We start from the raw sequence: 20620 nt of genomic DNA, 5'->3' as shown, positions 1-20620 counted from the left end.
AATGTGCCACCGTGCCTATATTAGGGCAAATTAAATAATAATTTAGCTTAATTTTATCAATTTTTATTGTACAAAAGGAGTTTTTTTATGGCTATTTCCGATACCCAAGTTTTTGTAGCTTTAGCAATTGCTTTAGTACCTGCTATTCTTGCTTTCCGTTTATCTACCGAATTATATAAATAATTCTCCATCCCCTCTTTCTTTTTGTTTGAGAAGGGGGGATAAACATTTAGTCATTTAATTTTTTCCTTTCCAAACTTAAATTATGCTCTAATTGTTGCAATTCTTCTCGACGGGTTTCCATCTCTAATTTTAGACGAGTCAAATCTTGACTTTCTAAAGTTAATTCTTGTCGCCATTTTTCAATTCTTACCTGCTCTTCTAATAAAAAATCTGAGCTTTTTCCCCCTCCATTATTTATAAAGTCTCTGATTATATTTAATACCCAATCCTTTGCATGGCGATAACGAACTATTTCTCCTTTTTCATTTATTTCCACCAGCAATAATAGCCATTTGCACAACTTATTATCATCAGGAATTAAAGCATATTCTTCATTACAAAAAAACCATTGATTGCTAGACTCTTCCTTCGCCAAGAGATGTAGTTCTAACTTTTGAGAGATATTATTTTCGACTACTTGAGCTAAGTACAACATTTTGAATAAAAAGAGTAATTTTCAGGAGTGAAATAAAGAGGATAAAATTATTTTAAAATAGATGCTTAAATATATAGAAAGTCAGAATCAGTAATTAGGATTTACTTAATAAAATAGAGTGTAAAAATATAGAAGATTTGGGCATATTATCAATATCAAAAAAACACAAGACATAATGTTTTTTTGTATAAAAATATTAAGTAAAACTGAACATAATATATTAGGGTATTTCAACTCTAAAAAACTATTGCCTATTACTAATTCCCATTTTCCATTTTTATTACTCCACTTTATCAGTAACACCCGATTAATAAATTGACATCAATAAATTATAAACAAAGGTTTTTTATCATAGAAAATCAATAATCAAAATTAGGACTATTACCATAAATTTTGCTACTTCTTTTTATCCTCAGCCCCTAAAATGTTAGCTCAAAAAACTAAAATTACTGAAGTAAAGCTAGTCTATTTTGTAAAATTTGTAATTGAGTTTTAGCCTCATCCAGATTATCTTGGGCATTTTTGATAATTTCAGGGGGGGCTTTTTGAGTAAATTTAGGATTGTTTAAACGCCCCTCTAGGGATTTAACCTCCCCTTCGATTTTACTCATTTTTTTAGTTAATTTGGCGGTTAATTTATCTACATCAATTACTCCTTCTAGGGGAATCAAGACTTGGATTGTACCAACCACCGAGGCGATCGCCTTTGGCACTTCTTGGGTTAAACTATCTATAATAGAGAGATTTTCCACCTTAGCTAAACCCTCAATGTAGGGGCGAGTATTTTCCAAAATCTTTCTTTCCTCCTCACTATCCGATTGAAGAATCACAGAAACTTGTGCGCCTGGTTTGATTTCTGCCTCTGCCCGTAAATTGCGAATGGCGCGGATGGTTTCAAAAAGTAAAGTAAAACTTGTTTCTAAATCTTCAGAAATGAGACTATTCATAGCAACAGGGGCAATGGATTTTTCTTGATTAGGTTGTTGCAAAGAAGCAGCAACATTTTTAGAGCCAAAAATCTCTTGTTTTAAAGCATTCAAACGTCTAAAAGTATCCTTTCTGGTTTCCACAAACACCAAGTTACGATAGATAAACCAACCAGAATAACTTAAACCCACTAACCTCAACACAGGGGCAAGAAGGGGAAACTCGTAGATAGCATTGGAAACGGAAACCACTAACTGTAAAACTACCAAAGTTAAAAAGATAACTAACAACAGAGTCAGGGGTTGCTTATACCTTTTTATGATAGAACTAAATTGCTCTGGTAATTGGTCTAATAAATTAATTAACTGGTTACCTACTTTGACGATGGTAGGATTATCGGTAGAAAAATGACTAGAATCACTCAAATCAATAATCAATTCTTCTGTATCGCTATTTACCACTACCACAGAGGATAGATTTAATAACTCATCTACCACAGGGTAAGACTGTAAGGCGAGACTACCTTCTTCGGTTTGGGTGAGAGTATGCCAAATTTCTTCGGTAATATGGGGCATGAAAGGATGTAATAATTTCAATATACCTTCTAGCACATAGCCGAGGGTTTGTTGGGCAACTATACGGGAAGGAGAATCAGCATCTTGTCTGAGGCGAGTTTTAACTAACTCAATATACCAGTCACAAAAATCACCCCAAATAAATTCATATAATCCCTTAGCCGCTTCCCCTAAACCGTAATTGTCTAAATATTCGTCAGTTTGTTTAATTACTTGATTAAAACGAGAGAGAATCCATCTGTCACTCATTTCTAGTTGAGTTAGGGAAGGATAACCCAAGTCTTGAGGGGTTTTACCATCCAAATTCATTAAGACAAATCGGGCTGCATTCCAAAGTTTGTTGGCAAAATTGCGGGATGCTTCCACTGATTCTGATTCGTCAGTATCACGGTTATATTGTAAGCTGATGTCTTGCCCAGCCCCTGCCACTTCACGGATGAGGGTATAACGGAGGGCATCGGTGCCATATCTATCACTTAATAATAAAGGATCGATGCCATTGTTGGCGGATTTGGACATTTTTTTGCCGTTTTCATCCCTTACTAAACCATGGATATAGACATCTTTAAAAGGAATTTCCCCAGTAAAGTGTTTTGACATCATCGTCATACGGGCTACCCAGAAGAAGATAATATCAAACCCTGTCACCATGGTAGCGTTGGGGTAATAGGTGGCTAAATCGGGGGTTTCTTCGGGCCAACCCATGGTTGAAAATGGCCATAATCCCGAGGAAAACCATGTATCGAGTACGTCGGGATCTTGAATTATTTTAACATCTTCCCCGTAAAGGGCGATCGCCTTTAGTTGGGCTTCATCCTCGTTATGGGCAACGACAAAGGGAGTATCATCACTAATTTCCCCATTACTTTCACTCACCACATACCAAGCAGGAATTTGATGCCCCCACCACAGCTGACGGGAGATACACCAATCCTCAATTTTTACTAACCAATCACGATATACCTTTTCCCACCTTTCAGGTACAAAGAAGGGAGATTTATCATCATCTAATTCCTTGAGGGCATCTTGGGCAAGGGGTTTAATTTTTACATACCATTGAGTAGATAACAACGGCTCAACGGGTACTTTACCGCGATCACTATAGGGTACACTATGACTATAGGCTTCCACTTTTACTAAACAATCTGCCTCATCCATAGCCTTAACGACATTTTTTCTAGCCACAAATCTATCTTGCCCCTGATATTCTCCCCCATTTTCATTAATGGAACCATCTTTGTTAAGAATATTTATGAAAGGGAGATCATGACGTTTTCCCATGGCAAAATCATTAGGGTCATGGGCTGGTGTCACTTTAACACATCCCGTGCCAAAGGTGGGATCTACATATTCATCGGCAATGATGGGGATTTCTCGCCCCACAAGGGGCAGGGTAAGGGTTTTACCGATAATGTCTTGGTAGCGCTCATCGTTAGGGTTAACCGCAACAGCCGTATCTCCTAACATGGTTTCGGGGCGAGTGGTAGCTACTTCCACAAAACCACTGCCATCGGTGAGGGGGTAACGGAAATGCCAAAGACTACCATTAACCTCTTTATTTTCCACCTCTAAATCTGATACTGCTGACTGGGATTCTGGACACCAATTCACCATGTATTTACCACGGTAAATCAAGCCTTCTTCGTAGAGTTTTACAAAGGCAGTTTTAACAGAATCACAGAGTTTTTCATCAAGGGTAAATCTTTGACGACTCCAATCGGCAGACAAACCCATTCTTTTGAGTTGATTATAAATAGCACCGCCAGATTTCTCTCGCCATGCCCATGCCATCTGTAAAAATTTCTCTCTGCCTAAATCGTCTCTGGTTTTACCTTTGGCTTTGAGTTGTTTTTCAATAATAGTCTGTACCGCAATACTAGCATGATCGGTACCAGGCAAACAAAGGGTATTTTTGCCCTTCATGCGGTGGTAACGGATGAGAGTGTCAATCAATGAGGTGTTAAAAGCATGGCCCATGTGTAATCTCCCTGTGACGTTGGGAGGGGGAATCACTATGGCATAGGGTTCGCCTTTTTTTTCTGGATTTGCTTTGAAGGTTTCATTTTCTTCCCAATATTTTTGCCATTTTGCTTCTGTTTGTTGGGCTTCATACTTTGGGGGTAAGTTAATGTCTATGCCAGTCATTGATTTCTTCTCTTTGCTAGGTGCGATCGCACTTATTTATTAATCTTTTCTCTTTGTGTTGATTTTGCCATATCTTGAACATATAAGCAATTAGACTATGGTGAAAAAGTGCTGTGGTTAGGGCGGGGAATGGGGAATAGTCTCAACAATTAATTATTGCCTTTGGCACACCTTCACGACTACATTTTGTGGTCAAACTCTATCTATCTAACAAGGGGTTTAAACCCCTTGCCTCTATCTGAAAAAAAGATTAAGCAACAGTGGAAATGACATCAGAAAGAGGCTGCCAACGGAAATAACGCTCTCCTCCTAATTCCAAAATTACTTTAATTTTAGGCTCTATTTTACTCAAATTCGCTAAATATTCTTTCTCCTGACGGGATAAAACAAACCCTTCAATAATCCATAAAACCAAACCCTTGGACTTGGGTGGTAAATTTTCTACCTGAGACAGCGCCATGGGTGGTACAAAATAAGTAGGCCCTACAGAGCCTTCTTGCCCGATGTTTTTCTTGCCTAAATGGGCAGGACGTACCCCATGGACACCCATTAAATATGCACTTAAATCTCCTAATCCTCGGGCAGAAAAGTTCATGGTATTATAGCCATTGGTGCGTAATCTTCTTTGATAACGTCCTTCAAAACCACCTTCTAGGGGAGCATACACCGCTAATGCCCCTGTTTTTTCTAAATCACGAATAAATGTTTTTCCTGTAGTTAATAAAGGCATATTTTTTTTACTAATACTTAATAATGTCATTTTTTTAGCTAATCTGATTATAGTAGGGTCTGTATTTGTTTGTTCATCATTTTGTTAAATTTACCCACAGAGTTTTCACCCAAAGCAATGGCTTCCCGTGGTATCCTAGATGTTTAAGAGAGTCTTGAAGCTATTGATTTATGAGCATTTCTTCGTCCTTATCCCTTAGTAGTCAAATTGGTAAATTTTCCCGTAAACTCCTAGCGGTAGTGGCTGACCTAAGATTAGCTATTATACTGTTATTGGCGATCGCACTTTTTAGCATTAGTGGTACCGTCATCGAGCAAAATCAAGGCTTATCTTACTATCAAGAAAACTACCCAGAAAATCCTGCATTATGGGGCTTTTTTACATGGAAATTATTACTCAATTTAGGTTTTGATCATGTTTATACGACATGGTGGTATGTGTCTATCTTGGTACTTTTTGGAACTAGCCTTATTGCCTGTACCTTTCGCCGTCAGTTACCAGCGTTAAAGGCTGCTAAAATTTGGAAATATTATCGTCAACCAAGGGAATTTAATAAACTAACTCTGAGTGCGGAATTATCAGTTAATGGCTTAACAGAAATCAAAGAAAGTTTAACCAAAAAAGGATATAAAATTAATCAAGATAGTAATAGTTTATATGCCCAAAAAGGAATTATCGGTAGAGTAGGTCCTATCATAGTTCATGTAGGTATGATATTTATTTTACTCGGGGCAATTTGGGGCGCATTTACAGGATTTTTTGCCCAAGAAATGATCGCCGAAGGACAAACCTTTACCATCAAAAATTTTATCGAAGCAGGGGCATTGACTAATCTTAAAAAACCTCAAGATTTTTCAGTAAAAGTAAATGATTTTAGGATTGATTATACCCCCCAAGGAGCAGTAGATCAATTTTATTCTGATCTTTCTATTGTAGATAAAGAAGGCAAAGAATTAGACAAAAAAACTATCTTTGTTAATGAGCCTTTAAGGTATAAGGGAGTTACTTTTTATCAAACCAGTTGGGGCATTTCGGGAGTAAAAGTACAATTAAATAATAGCCCTATTTTTCAACTACCCATGGCAGAATTAGACACCAAAGGCACAGGACGCATCTGGGGTACATGGATACCTACTAGCCCTGATATGAGCAATGGAGTATCTCTGATTACCAAAGACTTACAGGGTACTATGTTTATTTATGATATGTCAGGGCAACTGGTGGGGGCGACTCGCCCAGGGATGCCTGTGGAGGTAAACGGCGTTAATCTGAAGGTGTTGGACTTAATTGGCTCTACGGGTTTACAAATAAAAGCTGATCCTGGAGTACCTATAGTTTACTTTGGTTTTGCTCTTTTGATGGTGGGAGTAGTAATGAGTTATGTTTCTTTCTCTCAGGTGTGGGTGTTGGAAAAAGATGATTCTACTTTCATTGGGGGGAAAACTAATCGCGCCCAAGTGACTTTTGAGCGAGAAATTTTTACTATTATTGATTCTTTGTAACTAGGGTGTGCTAAAAGTGAAGTTGTGAAGGTGGGGAACAGGGAATGGGCAATAGTAACAATATTTTAGATGTTGAATGTTTATTGCAATTTAATAATATTTCATACCATGATTAAGCAACGTCGTATATTTTTTGATATTTGCAATGTACCTTAACTCTTAGGGATTAACATTTATGAGAGCGCACCCTAATAATTTTTCAGATTATTTAGCTAATAACTAAGAAAATTTAGACATAACTATCCACCATAACTGTAATATTATTAAAAATAACATACTTTTTTTGGTCAAGAACAAAAAATTATCATCATCAAGGAGGAAAAATAGTTGTCTAACAATATTCGAGTCGCCATTTTAGGAGCCACAGGGGCAGTGGGAACAGAAATTATCAATCTATTAATTGAGCGTAATTTCCCTTTATCTGGGTTGAAACTCCTTGCTTCTAGTCGTTCTGCGGGAAAAACTATTCAATTTAAAGATCAATCTTTAACCATAGAAGAGGTGACGGAAAATTCCTTTGATGACGTGGATATTGTCTTGGCTTCTGCGGGTGGTTCTACTTCTAAAAAATGGGTAAGGGCGATCGTTGATGCGGGGGCGGTGATGATCGATAATTCCAGCGCTTTTCGTATGGATGACAATGTGCCTTTGGTAGTACCCGAAATTAATCCCCATGATGCCCAAAAACATCAAGGAATTATTGCAAACCCTAACTGTACAACTATTTTGATGGGGGTTGCTATTTATCCTTTACATCTAATGCAACCCATTAAACGCATCATTGTTTCTACTTATCAGTCTGCTAGTGGGGCAGGGGCAAGGGCGATGGAAGAGGTAAAAACCCAAGCCCAAGCGATTCTTGATGGTGATACTCCTAAACCTGAAATATTACCCTATCCTCTCGCTTTTAATTTATTTCCCCACAATTCCCCTATCCTCGACAATCACTACTGTGAGGAGGAGATGAAGATGGTTAATGAAACCAGAAAGATTTTTGGAGATAAGGATATTCGCATTAGTGCTACTTGTATTCGTGTACCTGTTTTACGAGCGCACTCGGAGGCTATTAACTTAGAATTTGAACAACCTTTTGCGGTGGATAAAGCTAAAAAGGCTATCAGTGAGGCTGAGGGGGTAACGGTGGTGGATGATTGGGCAAATAATTATTTTCCTATGCCCATAGATGCTACGGGTAAGGATGATGTGTTGGTGGGCAGAATCCGTCAAGATATATCTAGCTCTAATAATATTGAGTTATGGTTATGTGGTGACCAAATTCGTAAAGGGGCTGCCCTTAATGCGGTGCAAATTGCGGAGTTGTTAATCGAGAAAAATTGGCTTGGAAAGTAGTTAATTTTATTTTTTGCGGTGATTATTGATAATCTCTATTTTTAGTTGATGGTTGGGGGTGGTAAGGGCTATCCATGTTAATAATACTACTCCTAATGTACCTAATGCACTAGCAGAGGCGATCGCAAAGGTTATGACAATTTGATAACGAACGGCACTAAGAGGACTTGCCCCTGCTAAAATTTGACCTGTCATCATACCTGGTAAACTGACTACTCCCATCACCATCATGGAATTAATAATGGGAATCATCCCTGTGGCAATGGCGGAGGTTACTTCTTGGTGAGTGGCTTCCCAACGGGTTGCCCCCAAGGATAAAAGGGTTTCCACATGGTGACGATTTTTTACTAGGTTATCCATAAATCTATCTAAACCAAGGGATATGCCTGTGAGGGTATTTCCTAATATCATGCCAAGCAAGGGAATGAGATATTGAGGATCGTACCATGGTTCAACTCTGATAATCCCTGCTACGGATAAATTAGTAATCAAAAATGAGGATACTAAGACGGAAATTAAACTGCGCCAATAAACACTGGGAAACCTTCGGGAGGTGCGGTTGACGGCGGAAACCCCTGCTATTCCTGCCATTAAAAGTGCGATCGCCATTACAACCCAAGGATTCGATAGGTTAAACAACCATTCCAACACATACCCCACGAGTAGTAATTGTATTACCATACGTACCGATGCGGTAAGCAGGGATTTTTCTAACCCTAGCCTTAGCCAAAGGGATAGAATTATGTTGATGAGGATTAGTAAGACTGCCCCCCCTAACTGAAAATAATTTAGGATTATATAGTTATTTTCCATTCTCAATTATCAACTGTTTTTCTGTCACACGGGTAATTTGATTATTATCATGACTCGTCCAGATACAAGCCCGTTGCGGATTTTCTCGTCGCCAAAGGGCGATCGCCTGTTCTACTTGATTGGTACTTTTGCCATCTAAGGAAGCGCTACATTCATCTAAAAGTAATACAGTTGGTTCTAATTGTAATGCTCTAATTAAAGCTACTATTTGAGTTTCACCCCCCGATAAATTAGAAGCAGATTGTCCTAAAAAGGAAGAAGGGCGCTCGAATAAATCCAAAAGATGATCAATTTTCGTAACATCATAACTATGTTGTTTATGAATACCTAAACCATAAACTAATTTTAAATTATCTTCCACCGTGCCTTCAAACATCACTGAACGTTGATGCAAATATATCACCTGAGAACGATAGGAAGGTATATGCCACGATGAAAGACTTTTATTTTGATAAATTATTTCTCCCTCTAATGGCAAATTTAAATGGGCGATCGCCCTTAATAGTACACTTTTACCAGTACCCGTTGCCCCCACTAATCCCAAACTTTCCCCAGCATGGAGGGAAAAAGAAAGATTACGCCATAGCCAACGGGTATTTATTTTTTGTCCTAGATTAATTCCTTCTAAAATTTTTACGGACATGGTAAGGTTGCTGTCAAAAATTCAAAACAAGGGGTTTAAAACCCTTGTAAAAAGGTAAGGTTAAGTCACACTCACCATAAATATGAGATATTCCAAAAAAGGTTATAACATACTGAGATTAACTAAAAACCCGATGTTGTAAACTAGGCATCTGTAAACGCACCTGTTGTAAACGCTGAGGATTAATCTCACCGATGGCAACCCCAATTTGAGAGCCTGTACTAGCGATTATACTACCCCAAGGATCTACTATTACCGCATGACCATGGCTACAACGACGGGCATAATGATTTCCTGTTTGGGCTGGGGCTACCACATAACAAGTATTTTCGATGGCCCTTGCTTGTAATAATACCTGCCAATGGTCTTTTCCAGTATAGGCAGTAAAGGCCGCAGGAATAAACATAACTTCTGCCCCTTGACGGGAAAGGTGACGAAACACCTCAGGAAAACGCACATCATAACAGATAGAAAGCCCTATTTTTCCTAAGTCTTCAGTGCCACATACGGGGGGTAAATCATCCCCTGCCATGACGGTTTTTGATTCTTGATAATTATTACCATCAGGTACATTGACATCGAATAGGTGTGTCTTGTGATAACAGCCCAATGCCGTACCGTTAGCATCCACTAGCATAGCTGTATTATACGCCTTAGTGCGATCGCCCTCAAGGGGAGTAGGAAAACCACCCCCAAGGATAGTAACCTGAAAACGCTGGGCCATACGAATCAAAAACTTTTCGCTTTTGGTGGCAATAGTTTCCACTTGGGCAATTTTTTCCTCATCTCTACCTAAAAAAGAGAAATTTTCAGGCAAGCCAATCAACTTCGCCCCCTGATTAACTGCCAACTCGATTAACTCTTCCGCCTGATTGAGATTTGCCTCCACATCAGGAGTGCTTGTCATGCAAACTGCCGCCGCCAAATATGATTTCATTTATACTTAAATCTAAAAAATTAACCTACCCAAACCTGTTTAACTAATAAATTCGAGATAACTTTGATTTAAACTTTTAACCGCTAACTCATAAAATCTTTGACCATGTTCTGGTGTTGCTAAACTAGGATTTGATCCCATTCTACCATCAGGGTAGCACCTGCGAAAATTACTCGCTCCATAAATAGGATGCCCTTTTGCCACGTCTTTTTCTAGGGGGGCTGTCTTTATCATATCGGGGTAAACAAACTGAGTTAGGGCAACTTCTGAGGGGGTAGCGTGAGAGCCTTCTTGATCGCCATACAATTCTTTTGCTAACATATACACATTCCGAACCATGAACCAATTAGCCACGGTACATTTGATATTTTCATGGTCTGGAATACCGAGGGTGGCAAAATGATCGTAACACTCAGAAAAAGTTGCTTTTAGGGTGGCAATATTACCCCCATGGCCATTTATAAAAAAGAAACGCTGAAATCCTGCCCTTGCAAGGGATGTTAGATAGTCTTTGACGTATAAAATAAGAGTGCTAGGGCGTAGGCTAATGGTGCCGGGGAAGGCGGTATGGTGTAATGCCATGCCTACATTGATGGTGGGCGCTACCATGGCGGAGGTTTCTTTGCTTACTCCATCAGCTATTTTTTCCGCACAAATGGCATCGGTGCCTATTAATCCTGTGGGCCCGTGTTGCTCGGTGGAGCCGATGGGGATGATAATACCTTTAGAGTGAGATAAATATGTTTCGACTTCTTGCCAGGTGGATTGATGTAGTTGCATTCTCAATTTATGATTGTTATTCTATTCTTTATTGTAACTGTCGATTTTGGTTCAATTTCCAGATTAAACTAGAGCTAAAATTAACTAAGATATGGGCTATGATGGGTACTAAAAGATTATCGGTGGCATAGGCGCTATATCCGAAAATAGAGCCAATGATAGTCGCCCAAAGGACATAATGCCAGTTTTGGGCATCGCTGAGGTGCAAAACACCGAAAAGAATACTCGAAATGGCGATCGCACCATAACCATAACCAAAGGCTGGAATCATCACTCCCCTAAATAATAATTCTTCACTCAACCCTGGTAACAAACCTACCCAAATCAAATCAGGGATAATGAGAGGAGATACAATCAGATTCATATATTTTTCTGCACTGACACGGTAGGGAGTCCAAAATTTGCTCAACACCGCACTGGCTAACAAAACTCCTATTCCTAACAATATCCCCGTGATTATAGCTGATACAGTGAATTGTACAGGGATAAGGGCGATCGATCCTGCCCGATGCCAAATTTGGGCGATTAAAAGAAAAATAACCGCCGTTACCCCCATAAAAACTAAAATTTGAATACGACTTAAAGACTCTAAATTGCTCTGATTATCACTCATTTTAACGATTTAAAAATTAATAAAAAACAAAAAAATAGATTCAAAATAGCCATCATAGCTTATTTATTTATAACAAGATAACGATAGCTTTGGTAGCATAATTGACGTAATTTGATTAAAATATGCTTTTATAATAAGTTATTAACACTTTGATTACATAAACTAAAAAAAGTTTTGATATAGTATTTCAATAAAAATAATAACTGCTAAAATAAAACGAAATAAATTAAAAAAAAAGATGATTACTAATATACTTTTATCAAAAAATAAACCAACTGCTAATTTTTGAACTATTTTCAGCTTAATCTTTTTGGCGATTTTCCCGTCAATAATCGATAATAAAATGAGTAAATGTTGAGAAATGTAAACAAATGGCAGATCAATTAATTAGAGCAACCGCCGCCGATGGTGGTATTCGTGCAGTAGGAGTAATCACCACCAAAAGTGTGCAAGTAGCCAAAGATAGACACAACCTTTCCTATGTTGCCACCGCAGCCCTAGGAAGGGCAATGTCTTCAGGGTTGTTACTGGCTTCTAGTATGAAACAAGAAGGCTCAAGGGTTAATATAAAAATCAAGGGAAATGGCCCTCTAGGAGGCATTTTAGTTGATGCAGGGATGGATGGCACAGTGAGAGGTTATGTGGCTAATCCTTCAGTAGAATTACCCCCCAATGCCATGGGAAAATTAGATGTTGGCAAGGCGGTAGGTAATGAAGGTTTTTTGTATGTAATCAAAGACGTGGGGTATGGTTATCCCTATTCTAGTACCGTTGAGCTTGTATCTGGGGAAGTAGGGGAAGACATCGCCAGTTATTTAGTCAATTCTGAGCAAACCGCCTCGGCTTTACTGGTGGGCGTATTTGTGGGCAAAGATGGAGTAACGGCTTCTGGGGGAATGTTATTGCAGGTATTACCCAAGGCTTCCCATGATGAGGATTTAATTGCTACTTTGGAAGAGCGAGTAGGGCAATTAAAAGGTTTTACTCCTCTACTTAGACAGGGTAAAGGTTTGACTGATATTTTTAATGATTTGTTGGGAGATTTTGGTTTACATATTTTCCCCGAAGTACAAATGGTTAGGTTTGATTGTAGTTGCTCTTTTGACCGTATGTTAGGGGCTTTAAGAATGTTGGGGGTGGATGAGTTAGAGGATATGATTGTCACCGATGGCGGCGCTGAGGCTACTTGTCATTTTTGCAATGAGGTTTACCATGCTAGTCCTGACCATTTACGGGAAGTAATTGATAATATTAAGGCTCAATAGATGTGGGGTTAGGTGTTAGGTGGGTAACATATCAAGTATTGACAAGGTTTTTTGGCAAGGGGTTTAAACCCCTTGTTTACTGTTACATGGATTTGATGGTTTTTATGGCTTCGTCAACGTGAGCTTTGAAGTCTAGCATGGAGTCAAAAATATGTTTGACGATACCTTCTTTGTCGATGACGTAGGTAACTCTACCAGGAAGAATAAATAGGGTTGAAGGTACTCCAAATAATTTCCTTACTTTGTTTCCTTGATCACTGAGTAAGATGAAAGGAAGGTCATATTTCTTGGCAAATTGTTGGTGAGATTGGGGGCTATCTCCACTAATGCCGATTACTTCCGCCCCTGCATCGGTAAATACTTCGTAGCTGTCTCTAAAGGCACAGGATTCTGCAGTACATCCGGGGGTATCGTCTTTGGGATAGAAATAAATAACGAGGGATTTGTTACCGATAAAGTCTTCTATATTAACGTTTTCACCACTAGCAGAGGGTAAGGTAAAGTTAGGAATGCGATCGCCTATTTTTAATGCAGACATAATTAATAATTTATTTTATAGATCAATATTATCTATTTTAAGCAGGGAATAGGGAACAGGGAGCAGGTAATGGTGATTATATTTGAATATCTCGATTTCTAGCGTCATTCAATTATTAAGCAATACCATTCTTTCATATGCCCTACAGGGGTATTGAAAAAATAAAGATAATGTTAAACCATAGGAATGGCATATTATTCCTCTGCATTCTCTAATGTTAAAAAAACTATTATGGTTTAGTTCTGCTTTGATTCTCTGTATGACAACTACCCCCTTAAAAACCTTTGCCCATGGAGTAGTTGTAGAATATGAAAAATTAAAAACCATTTCTGTTGTCGCACAATATGATACAGGAGAACCCATGAGCAATGCCCAAGTAATTGTACACGCCCCCAACAATACTGATAAGCCTTATTTACGAGGAGTAGCAGACGAAAATGGTAATTTTTCTTTTACCCCTGATGAAAATATTGCAGGAAATTGGACAGTAAGGGTAACAACTGCGGGTCATGGTAGTATTATTAACATTCCTATGGAATCTACTAGCCAAACAATGATGTCTGGAGATACCTCTATAAATAGCAATGGAAATACTAACTCAAGCCAAAATTCTCGTCAAAACCAAGGACAATCATCCCCCAATACAGCCCAAAGATTATTAATGGCAGTATCTGGAGTATGGGGATTTGTTGGTACAGCATTATTTTTCTCTCGTCCTAAAACATAACAATTTAACGATACTAATTATTCAGTTGCAATGCACATTCCCGACGGTTTATTACCTCCCGCTGTATCTATCTCTGGCTATGCCATAACGGGGGGATTAACATGGTTTTCTCTCAAACAAATTAACAAAATTGATAACTATCAAGAGCAAATACCTAAAGCATCTTTATTAACGGCGGCTTTTTTTGTTTCATCTTTGATTCATATTCCTATACCTCCTTTTAATATTCACTTGATTTTAAATGGACTAATGGGTATTGTGTTAGGTTATTTTTCGTTTATTGGTATTTTAATTGGTTTATTTTTTCAAGCTGTATTTTTCCAGCATGGGGGGTTATCTACCTTGGGAATCAATGCGGTTATTATGGGTTTTCCTGCTTTGATTAGTTATTATTTATGGAATTTAAAAGAAATTAATATTTTTCAATCGGTAAGGGGTAAAAATTTCTTAATTTTTCTTTGTGGTGGTTTAGGTATATTTCTTTCGGCTTTGTTATTTATAGGGGTAATTCTTAGCACTATCTCCCCTGATTTAGACATTGATTTAGAAAGAGCCGCAATTTTTACATCTCTTATTACTTATGGTATTCAATCTATTGTGGAAGCGATTCTTACTGTGATGATTATTACTTTTTTTGAAAAGGTTAAGCCAGAAATAATTAATAATTAATGAAATTATTTTTAGATAAATATGCCAGTTTAAATTCTCCTATTCATAGTTGGGAACAAAAGCCTAAGTTTATCGCTCTGATGAGCTTAATTTTTGCGTTCGCTTTTACGGAAAGTTTATTTTTACTGCCTATTTTAATTATTATTACTTCTATTTTTTTCTGCTTATCTAACTTACCTTTACATTTCCTTGTTTCTAGGTTACGTTATCCAGGGATATTTATTTTAGGAGTTGTAATTATATTGCCTTTTTTGGCAGGGGAAACTATTATATTTAATTGGGGTTTCCTCAGTTTAAAACTAGAGGGAATTTTAACGGTAATTTTAATTGTAGTTCGTTTTTTTTGTATTCTTACTATTAGTTTAATCCTATTTGGCAGCGCACCTTTTACTACTACTTTAAAAACTTTTCAATCCCTTGGTATATCTCCCATCATTAACGATATGATGTTGTTGACTTATCGCTATCTGGAGCAAATGGGCGATCGCCTTTTAACCATGGAAAGGGCATTACAACTAAAGGGATTTAATAGTAAAAAATTTAACCGTAGAAACTTAAAAATAATTGCTAACTTAATCGCCAATTTATTAATCAGAAGTTATGAAGACTCCAAATTAGTATATCAAGCGATGATTTTAAGAGGCTATGGAGCAAAAATTAACCACAAAAATTCTACAAATAAAATTAATTTTCTTCATTGGTTAAGCTGTTATGCGGTGGTTATTATTAGTATTAGTCTAATGGTTGTACAGTATCTGTGGCGTTGATAAAGAAAACCTATGATGAATTTTGACTTTTTTTTATAAAGGTGGGCAATGCCCACCCTGTGTTGTTTAAACAGTTTCTGCTAGTTCATAACGATTAGTTAGTTTGTCTAACTGTTGAACTAAAAGACTGAGGAATAAACCTACATCGGTGACAATGCCCACAGATTCCACAGAACCTCGATCGCTCAGTTTGGTTACTACAGCAGGGTTAATGTCCACACAGACCATTTTTACCCCTGCAGCGGTCATATTACCTACTCCGATGGAATGTAGCATGGTAGAGAGCATCAAAATCATGTTTGAACCCTGTACCAGACGGGAATATTCGGTTTGAGCTTTGATTAAGTCCATTTCGGTATCAGGTAAAGGCCCATCATCACGGATTGAACCCGCTAGGCAGAAGGGGACGTTATTTTTAACACACTGATACATGACTCCCCTTGTTACCAATCCTTGCTCTACGGCATTGGCAATGCTCCCTGCACGGCGTACCATGTTGATAACTTTGAGGTGGTGGCGGTGTCCTCCGCTTACGGGTACACCTTTGTACATATCAACCCCTAAAGAAGTTCCCATCATAGCTTGTTCCATGTCGTGAACGGCGATCGCATTTCCCCCCAACAGACATTGAACATAACCATCTCTAATCAATTTGGAAAGATGCTCTGCACCGCCTGTGTGAATGACCACAGGACCAGCTACCACAGTAACTTTACCCCCTTGATCTCTAATATGGCGCATTTCCCAAGCAATTTGCTCGACTAATAGCTCTACTCGGCGCTCACTAGATACCCCACCACTCATAAAGCTAAATTCTTGGGGTTTGTTACGTTGCTCACGGGATTGGGTAGCTCTAATGGTACGAATACCATCTACTCCCACTACCACTTGCTCTCCTACTTCTAAATCACGCAATAGTTTACAGGTTGCTGTAAAAGTACCATTTTTTTCCCTAAGGGCGATCGCACCGTCCATTCTTTGATCAGTTACCCTAATCCAATTTCCATTGAGGCGTACTTCTGTAGGATAGATAGTCGTTACATAGAAATCATCGGGGGAAACCCCTGCTTTAACCACAGTTGCCAAAGTCACATCAGACTCTTTTTCGGGAGTTGACACTGCCCCCAAATCAATCAACTGACTGATAATATCTTCCATGACATCCTTAGAGGGTGCCGAAATACGCACCTCCGCACAAGAAGGACTTTGACGTTCTACACCTAAATTAAAATTAAGAACCTTGAAACTACCGCCTTCATACACGATTAAATCTAAGGCACGATTCATCATACCTGTATCGAGTAGATGTCCTTCCATTTTAATAACTCGACTTTCGACATAGTTACTAGCGTGAACATCCTCTAAAATAGGCTCTGTTACTCTTAGGGTTAAACATTTGGCTGCACCCCCTGCTTTGAGAAACTCGGTGAGGGAAGTTTGACGAACTTTAAAACCTTTTGCTGTGATGCGTTGCTCAAGGTCTTTGCTAATATTATTCATGATGACCACGTCATTAATATTAACAGTATTACAAGCAAAAGTAACCGCATCAGGTTCTTCTACTACGATACGCTTTTCCTCTGGTACTCGCATTTCGATCAAGCGATTGGAGTAACTATCAAAGGCATCGGGGTAGTAAAGTAAGTAGCCATCGGCTAAGGGACAAAAACAGGTATCGAGATGATAAAAGCGATTGTCAATTAATCTGAGGGATAAAACTTCGGTGTCTAACCATCGGGCTATGTAGGGGTGAGAATCTAACTCTGAACGAAAACCATAACCAGCCCATAACCAGCGTCCTTCTCTGTCAAACAGGGCATCTCCTGCTCCTTCAAAGGGTAAATCTTGGGGCAATTCATGGACGGTAAAGCCGTTTTGCTCAAACCATGCTTTAAAAAAGGGTTCTTCTCCTTGTCTTTCTGGGTGAAAAAAGCGACTGAGAACAACGTTGTCTCCTAATACTAATCCAGCGTTGGCAGTGAATACCATGTCAGGTACACCTTTCTCAGGTTTTACTAGGTCAACAATGGCATATTCTTTAATAATATTGTGGAGGTTTTGCCATTGCTCAACGGCTTTTTCTTGACTGGATTTGTGAATGTTTCCTTCCATCCAAGGGTTAATCACATAGTCAACGTCATAATGGTCTGGAGCGCACATTAAAATACGGATATTGTCACTCATAAAAATTCTTTATACTCTCTAGGCTCAAAATAAATTTGGTTGGTCAATTTTTGCTTTCTTTTTGACTTTTAACCAAAATATTATTATACCTCCATCACGTTTCCCCTTTGATGTCTATAATGCTCACTATGTCTTGAAATGATGACTTTATATTATTCTATTTTTGTGGTTTGAAAGTGCGATCGCCCTTGGGGAAAAGGGTAGTTGACAAAATAACTTTACCCATTGACAGATTCGGATAAAAATTATATAATCACTCCATGCAATCAAATGTGACCTGTAAGACATTTGATACAAAAATAACAAGGAGGAAATAAACTTGGCTAGAAAGAGAAAGCGCAAAAGCCGTCGCCGTCTTGAGGGAAGAAAAATATTAGAGTTAGTACCCCATTATCATATTGAAAGTGGCGAAGACAAACCCGTAACAGCCGCCAGAAAACATATTCGGGCTAATGGTATCACCCCTCCTGCCTTATTAGTGGTAAAAAGAAACGAGCATACAACAGATCGTTATTTTTGGGCAGAAAAGGGTTTGTTTGGCGCCCAGTATGTGGAGGAAAATCATTTTCTTTTCCCCAGTCTTCGTACTATCAAACCTCAGGTTAAAAGTGCCGTCATAAATCCTGCCCTCTCCCTAAGCAATTAATTCTAAGCAAAGTTATCCTACACCATAATCTCTGATTTTGGGTAGGGTTTCAACTATTTAGTTTTTAATCAATCTCGTCTAAATGTTCTGCTACGGCACGATATAATTCAAAAACGTGGTGATCTAAAAGACGATAGTACACTCTTCTGCCTCTTTTTTGGTAAGCAACTAGACGTATTGATTTTAAAGTTCTTAATTGATGAGAAACTGCCGATTCACTCATCTGCAACATATTAGCTAAGTCGCAAACACATAATTCTTCTTGGGCTAATACGGACAAAATTCTGAGACGATTAGCATCTCCTAATAACCCGAAAAAGTCAGCCATTTTCTGGGATTTTTCATGGCTTAAAATTTTTCCCTCAAACACTTCACACACGTGATTATCCACTTCATGGGGTGAGCAGGGGATTAGTTCATTTTTTGAGTGAGTTGTACTGGGGGAATGACTTTTCATGATATTTGTAAAACGGTTTTGTTGCTATGGCTATTTATTATTTTAACCCAGTTCCAAATTTCATACTGTCAAAAATATAGTACGTATAAACTAAATTTAGTTTTTTTTAACAGTTTTCATCAAAAGTTTTCAATCTGTTTCTACCTTGCTGTTTTGCTAAGTATAAAGCCTGATCCGCTTTTTTTATTAAGTCATCGGGGATATGGTTATAGTTGGGAATGGTGGTGGCAATACCAATGCTGAAAGTGATATGTTTCGATACCTTTGAAACCTCATGGGGAATGGCTAAAAGTGCGATCGCACTTTGGATTTTTTCAGCAACCACTGTGGCTTGTTCAAGGTTGGTATAGGGTAATATAATGACAAATTCTTCTCCACCATATCGAGCAACTGTATCAGAAGAATTACGCACGACAGACTGTAAACACTGAGCAATGGTGATTAAACATTCATCCCCAAGGGGATGACCATAAAAATCATTATATTTTTTAAAATAATCCACATCCAATAACAATAAAGATAAACATTCTTTTTGCCTCATTAAAGAATCCCATTGTTGTTCTAAAATTTTATCAAAACAACCTCTATTAGCTACTTGAGTAAGACTGTCAATATATGCCATTTTTTCAAGAACTTTGTTGGCATTTTGTAAATCAACTTGTATGTTTTCTAGCTCTTTAGTTCGTTCTAAAACCTTTTCTTCTAAATGTTCTAAGGTTTCATATAATTGATTTTTAGTGATTTGTTTCTCTGCTAAAACAGCAGAAAGAATGAGAGTTATAACCGAAATTACTGCAGTAAATGACTGTAATAAAATTAAAGATAAATTAACCGAATCTTTGGCAAAAGTTCCGTATCCTAAACTGGTAGATACAATGGCAATCAAAGCAATAATACTTACCAATAAACTAGCCTGAAAACGCTTAAGTCTAAAAACAGCCCAGATGAGAGGAGGAAAAAGCAAATATTCCACTGGGTAAATCAAAATAAAAGTAAAACTACAAATGATTAAAACAGTCAAAGCAATAATGACAACTTCCCCAACACTGGCACCTTGAGAAATAAAATCTTTTCTCTTCCATTGCATAATAGTGGGAGAAAAAATTAGATGGGCTAAGGCGCTACCCAACCACCAAGTGACTAAGGAATAAAAGTATTCTTCTGTATTAATAACATTCAAACTCAGTAAGGCTGAAACTCCCATAAAAGCTGAAATAATCGGAGAAAATATAGCCGCCCCAATAAAAATACATACAGATTGAATGTTGATAAAAATATCTTTGCTTTTGGCAAACCTTTGAATGACATATTTAGCAATCATGGGTTGAAAACAGTTTGCTGAGGCACAACTGATTTGGATAAAAGCAAAACCGATAAAGGATAAATGGGGGCTAATCCTTTGGAGGGAAGGGGTAAGGCCAATAATAGAAGCTAGAGTTATACCTGGAAAAACTTGAATACCATATTTCAACACTAAGGGTAAAGTAATGGCGGAGGGAAACCACAGTGAAGCAACTTCTGAATGAAGGGTGGTAAATGTGTGACTGGCATTAATACCCGCAACGTAGAGTATTAGCGTCATTAAGTTGATGCCAATGGAAAACAAATTAGAGTTTTTATCTTCTTTCAGTCGCTGTAAAAACACAAAATATTAGAATTATTTTATATGATTATAGTATAAATTAGAAATGACA

The 20620-nt window shown here is 38.0% G+C and carries 20 protein-coding genes; 8 read left to right on the top strand and 12 right to left on the bottom strand.

Annotation, left to right across the window (positions count from 1 at the left end; genetic code table 11):
* Positions 1 to 87 precede the first annotated feature (87 nt).
* Complete coding sequence (gene psaM / locus A5482_RS05315; protein ID WP_069790718.1) at positions 88 to 183, top strand: photosystem I reaction center subunit XII; 96 nt, start codon at positions 88 to 90, stop codon at positions 181 to 183.
* A gap of 46 nt (positions 184 to 229) precedes the next feature.
* On the opposite strand, the gene A5482_RS05310 is transcribed toward psaM, so the two are convergent.
* From A5482_RS05310 to ndhN, 3 genes are all read right to left on the bottom strand, one after another.
* Positions 230 to 658 carry a hypothetical protein gene (locus tag A5482_RS05310; RefSeq protein WP_069790717.1) on the bottom strand — a complete coding sequence of 143 codons (429 nt, stop codon included), beginning with the start codon at positions 656 to 658 and terminating at the stop codon, positions 230 to 232.
* A gap of 446 nt (positions 659 to 1104) precedes the next feature.
* Entirely contained in the window at positions 1105 to 4305 is a 3201-nt protein-coding gene (locus tag A5482_RS05305; RefSeq protein WP_069790716.1) for a valine--tRNA ligase, read from the bottom strand.
* 250 nt (positions 4306 to 4555) lie between these two features.
* Positions 4556 to 5035: an NAD(P)H-quinone oxidoreductase subunit N gene (gene ndhN / locus A5482_RS05300; RefSeq protein ID WP_069790715.1), complete on the bottom strand. Its 480-nt coding sequence runs from the start codon at positions 5033 to 5035 to the stop codon at positions 4556 to 4558.
* A gap of 170 nt (positions 5036 to 5205) precedes the next feature.
* On the opposite strand from ndhN, the gene A5482_RS05295 reads away from it, so the two are divergent.
* Together A5482_RS05295 and A5482_RS05290 are read left to right on the top strand one after the other, a co-directional pair.
* Entirely contained in the window at positions 5206 to 6537 is a 1332-nt protein-coding gene (locus tag A5482_RS05295; RefSeq protein ID WP_069790714.1) for a cytochrome c biogenesis protein, read from the top strand.
* Between the two features lie 327 nt (positions 6538 to 6864).
* Entirely contained in the window at positions 6865 to 7887 is a 1023-nt protein-coding gene (locus A5482_RS05290) for an aspartate-semialdehyde dehydrogenase (RefSeq protein WP_069790713.1), read from the top strand.
* Between the two features lie 6 nt (positions 7888 to 7893).
* Here A5482_RS05290 and A5482_RS05285 read toward each other — a convergent pair whose 3' ends face one another.
* The 5 genes from A5482_RS05285 to A5482_RS05265 all read right to left on the bottom strand — a co-directional run bounded on the left by A5482_RS05285 (position 7894) and on the right by A5482_RS05265 (position 11673).
* Positions 7894 to 8700 carry an ABC transporter permease gene (locus A5482_RS05285; RefSeq protein ID WP_446684820.1) on the bottom strand — a complete coding sequence of 269 codons (807 nt, stop codon included), beginning with the start codon at positions 8698 to 8700 and terminating at the stop codon, positions 7894 to 7896.
* Complete coding sequence (locus tag A5482_RS05280; protein ID WP_069790712.1) at positions 8690 to 9343, bottom strand: ABC transporter ATP-binding protein; 654 nt, start codon at positions 9341 to 9343, stop codon at positions 8690 to 8692. The genes A5482_RS05285 and A5482_RS05280 overlap by 11 nt, the downstream gene beginning before the upstream one ends.
* Positions 9344 to 9461: 118 nt before the next feature.
* Complete coding sequence (locus A5482_RS05275) at positions 9462 to 10280, bottom strand: carbon-nitrogen hydrolase family protein (protein ID WP_069790711.1); 819 nt, start codon at positions 10278 to 10280, stop codon at positions 9462 to 9464.
* A gap of 39 nt (positions 10281 to 10319) precedes the next feature.
* The gene (locus tag A5482_RS05270; RefSeq protein ID WP_069790710.1) at positions 10320 to 11060 is read right to left on the bottom strand and encodes a creatininase family protein; all 741 of its coding nucleotides are present in this window, start codon (positions 11058 to 11060) and stop codon (positions 10320 to 10322) included.
* Positions 11061 to 11088: 28 nt separating this feature from the next.
* Complete coding sequence (locus A5482_RS05265) at positions 11089 to 11673, bottom strand: CPBP family intramembrane glutamic endopeptidase (RefSeq protein WP_069790709.1); 585 nt, start codon at positions 11671 to 11673, stop codon at positions 11089 to 11091.
* Positions 11674 to 12044: 371 nt separating this feature from the next.
* Here A5482_RS05265 and hslO point away from each other — a divergent pair, with 371 nt between their 5' ends.
* Positions 12045 to 12938 (top strand): Hsp33 family molecular chaperone HslO, encoded by an 894-nt coding sequence (hslO, locus tag A5482_RS05260; RefSeq protein ID WP_069790708.1) that lies wholly within the window; start codon positions 12045 to 12047, stop codon positions 12936 to 12938.
* 82 nt (positions 12939 to 13020) lie between these two features.
* Here hslO and A5482_RS05255 read toward each other — a convergent pair whose 3' ends face one another.
* A complete protein-coding gene (locus tag A5482_RS05255; RefSeq protein ID WP_069790707.1) occupies positions 13021 to 13476 on the bottom strand; it encodes a peroxiredoxin in 456 nt (151 codons plus the stop codon).
* Positions 13477 to 13690: 214 nt separating this feature from the next.
* Between A5482_RS05255 and A5482_RS05250 the strand changes: the two genes are divergently transcribed.
* From A5482_RS05250 to cbiQ, 3 genes are read left to right on the top strand one after another with little or no spacing between them, the layout of a single operon-like run.
* On the top strand, positions 13691 to 14203 hold the full coding sequence (locus A5482_RS05250) for a hypothetical protein (RefSeq protein ID WP_069790706.1): 513 nt from the start codon (positions 13691 to 13693) through the stop codon (positions 14201 to 14203).
* Between the two features lie 30 nt (positions 14204 to 14233).
* Entirely contained in the window at positions 14234 to 14872 is a 639-nt protein-coding gene (gene cbiM, locus A5482_RS05245) for a cobalt transporter CbiM (protein WP_069790705.1), read from the top strand.
* Entirely contained in the window at positions 14872 to 15639 is a 768-nt protein-coding gene (gene cbiQ / locus A5482_RS05240; RefSeq protein ID WP_069790704.1) for a cobalt ECF transporter T component CbiQ, read from the top strand. The genes cbiM and cbiQ overlap by 1 nt, the downstream gene beginning before the upstream one ends.
* Positions 15640 to 15705: 66 nt before the next feature.
* Here cbiQ and argZ read toward each other — a convergent pair whose 3' ends face one another.
* Complete coding sequence (argZ, locus tag A5482_RS05235; RefSeq protein ID WP_069790703.1) at positions 15706 to 17823, bottom strand: bifunctional arginine dihydrolase/ornithine cyclodeaminase; 2118 nt, start codon at positions 17821 to 17823, stop codon at positions 15706 to 15708.
* A 319-nt stretch (positions 17824 to 18142) separates the two neighbouring features.
* Between argZ and A5482_RS05230 the strand changes: the two genes are divergently transcribed.
* A complete protein-coding gene (locus A5482_RS05230; RefSeq protein ID WP_069790702.1) occupies positions 18143 to 18469 on the top strand; it encodes a DUF3155 domain-containing protein in 327 nt (108 codons plus the stop codon).
* 64 nt (positions 18470 to 18533) lie between these two features.
* Here A5482_RS05230 and A5482_RS05225 read toward each other — a convergent pair whose 3' ends face one another.
* Both A5482_RS05225 and A5482_RS05220 read right to left on the bottom strand, forming a co-directional pair.
* Positions 18534 to 18926, bottom strand: a complete 393-nt coding sequence (locus tag A5482_RS05225) for an ArsR/SmtB family transcription factor (RefSeq protein WP_069790701.1) — start codon at positions 18924 to 18926, stop codon at positions 18534 to 18536.
* 106 nt (positions 18927 to 19032) lie between these two features.
* Entirely contained in the window at positions 19033 to 20571 is a 1539-nt protein-coding gene (locus A5482_RS05220) for a sensor domain-containing diguanylate cyclase (RefSeq protein WP_069790700.1), read from the bottom strand.
* Positions 20572 to 20620: the final 49 nt, after the last annotated feature.

This window comes from Cyanobacterium sp. IPPAS B-1200 (genome assembly GCF_001747005.2).
In the GTDB taxonomy this organism is placed as follows: Bacteria; Cyanobacteriota; Cyanobacteriia; order Cyanobacteriales; family Cyanobacteriaceae; genus Cyanobacterium.
Note: the sequence above shows the minus strand (reverse complement) of the source record. Positions and strands in the feature narration are given on the sequence as shown.

Coding starts and splice junctions, on each gene's coding strand:
- psaM (WP_069790718.1), top strand. CDS start 88: ATGGCTATTTCCGATACCCAAGTTTTTGTAGCTTTAGCAATTGCTTTA.
- A5482_RS05310 (WP_069790717.1), bottom strand. CDS start 658: ATGTTGTACTTAGCTCAAGTAGTCGAAAATAATATCTCTCAAAAGTTA.
- A5482_RS05305 (WP_069790716.1), bottom strand. CDS start 4,305: ATGACTGGCATAGACATTAACTTACCCCCAAAGTATGAAGCCCAACAA.
- ndhN (WP_069790715.1), bottom strand. CDS start 5,035: ATGCCTTTATTAACTACAGGAAAAACATTTATTCGTGATTTAGAAAAA.
- A5482_RS05295 (WP_069790714.1), top strand. CDS start 5,206: ATGAGCATTTCTTCGTCCTTATCCCTTAGTAGTCAAATTGGTAAATTT.
- A5482_RS05285 (WP_446684820.1), bottom strand. CDS start 8,700: ATGGAAAATAACTATATAATCCTAAATTATTTTCAGTTAGGGGGGGCA.
- A5482_RS05280 (WP_069790712.1), bottom strand. CDS start 9,343: ATGTCCGTAAAAATTTTAGAAGGAATTAATCTAGGACAAAAAATAAAT.
- A5482_RS05275 (WP_069790711.1), bottom strand. CDS start 10,280: ATGAAATCATATTTGGCGGCGGCAGTTTGCATGACAAGCACTCCTGAT.
- A5482_RS05270 (WP_069790710.1), bottom strand. CDS start 11,060: ATGCAACTACATCAATCCACCTGGCAAGAAGTCGAAACATATTTATCT.
- A5482_RS05265 (WP_069790709.1), bottom strand. CDS start 11,673: ATGAGTGATAATCAGAGCAATTTAGAGTCTTTAAGTCGTATTCAAATT.
- hslO (WP_069790708.1), top strand. CDS start 12,045: ATGGCAGATCAATTAATTAGAGCAACCGCCGCCGATGGTGGTATTCGT.
- A5482_RS05255 (WP_069790707.1), bottom strand. CDS start 13,476: ATGTCTGCATTAAAAATAGGCGATCGCATTCCTAACTTTACCTTACCC.
- A5482_RS05250 (WP_069790706.1), top strand. CDS start 13,691: ATGTTAAAAAAACTATTATGGTTTAGTTCTGCTTTGATTCTCTGTATG.
- cbiM (WP_069790705.1), top strand. CDS start 14,234: ATGCACATTCCCGACGGTTTATTACCTCCCGCTGTATCTATCTCTGGC.
- cbiQ (WP_069790704.1), top strand. CDS start 14,872: ATGAAATTATTTTTAGATAAATATGCCAGTTTAAATTCTCCTATTCAT.
- argZ (WP_069790703.1), bottom strand. CDS start 17,823: ATGAGTGACAATATCCGTATTTTAATGTGCGCTCCAGACCATTATGAC.
- A5482_RS05225 (WP_069790701.1), bottom strand. CDS start 18,926: ATGAAAAGTCATTCCCCCAGTACAACTCACTCAAAAAATGAACTAATC.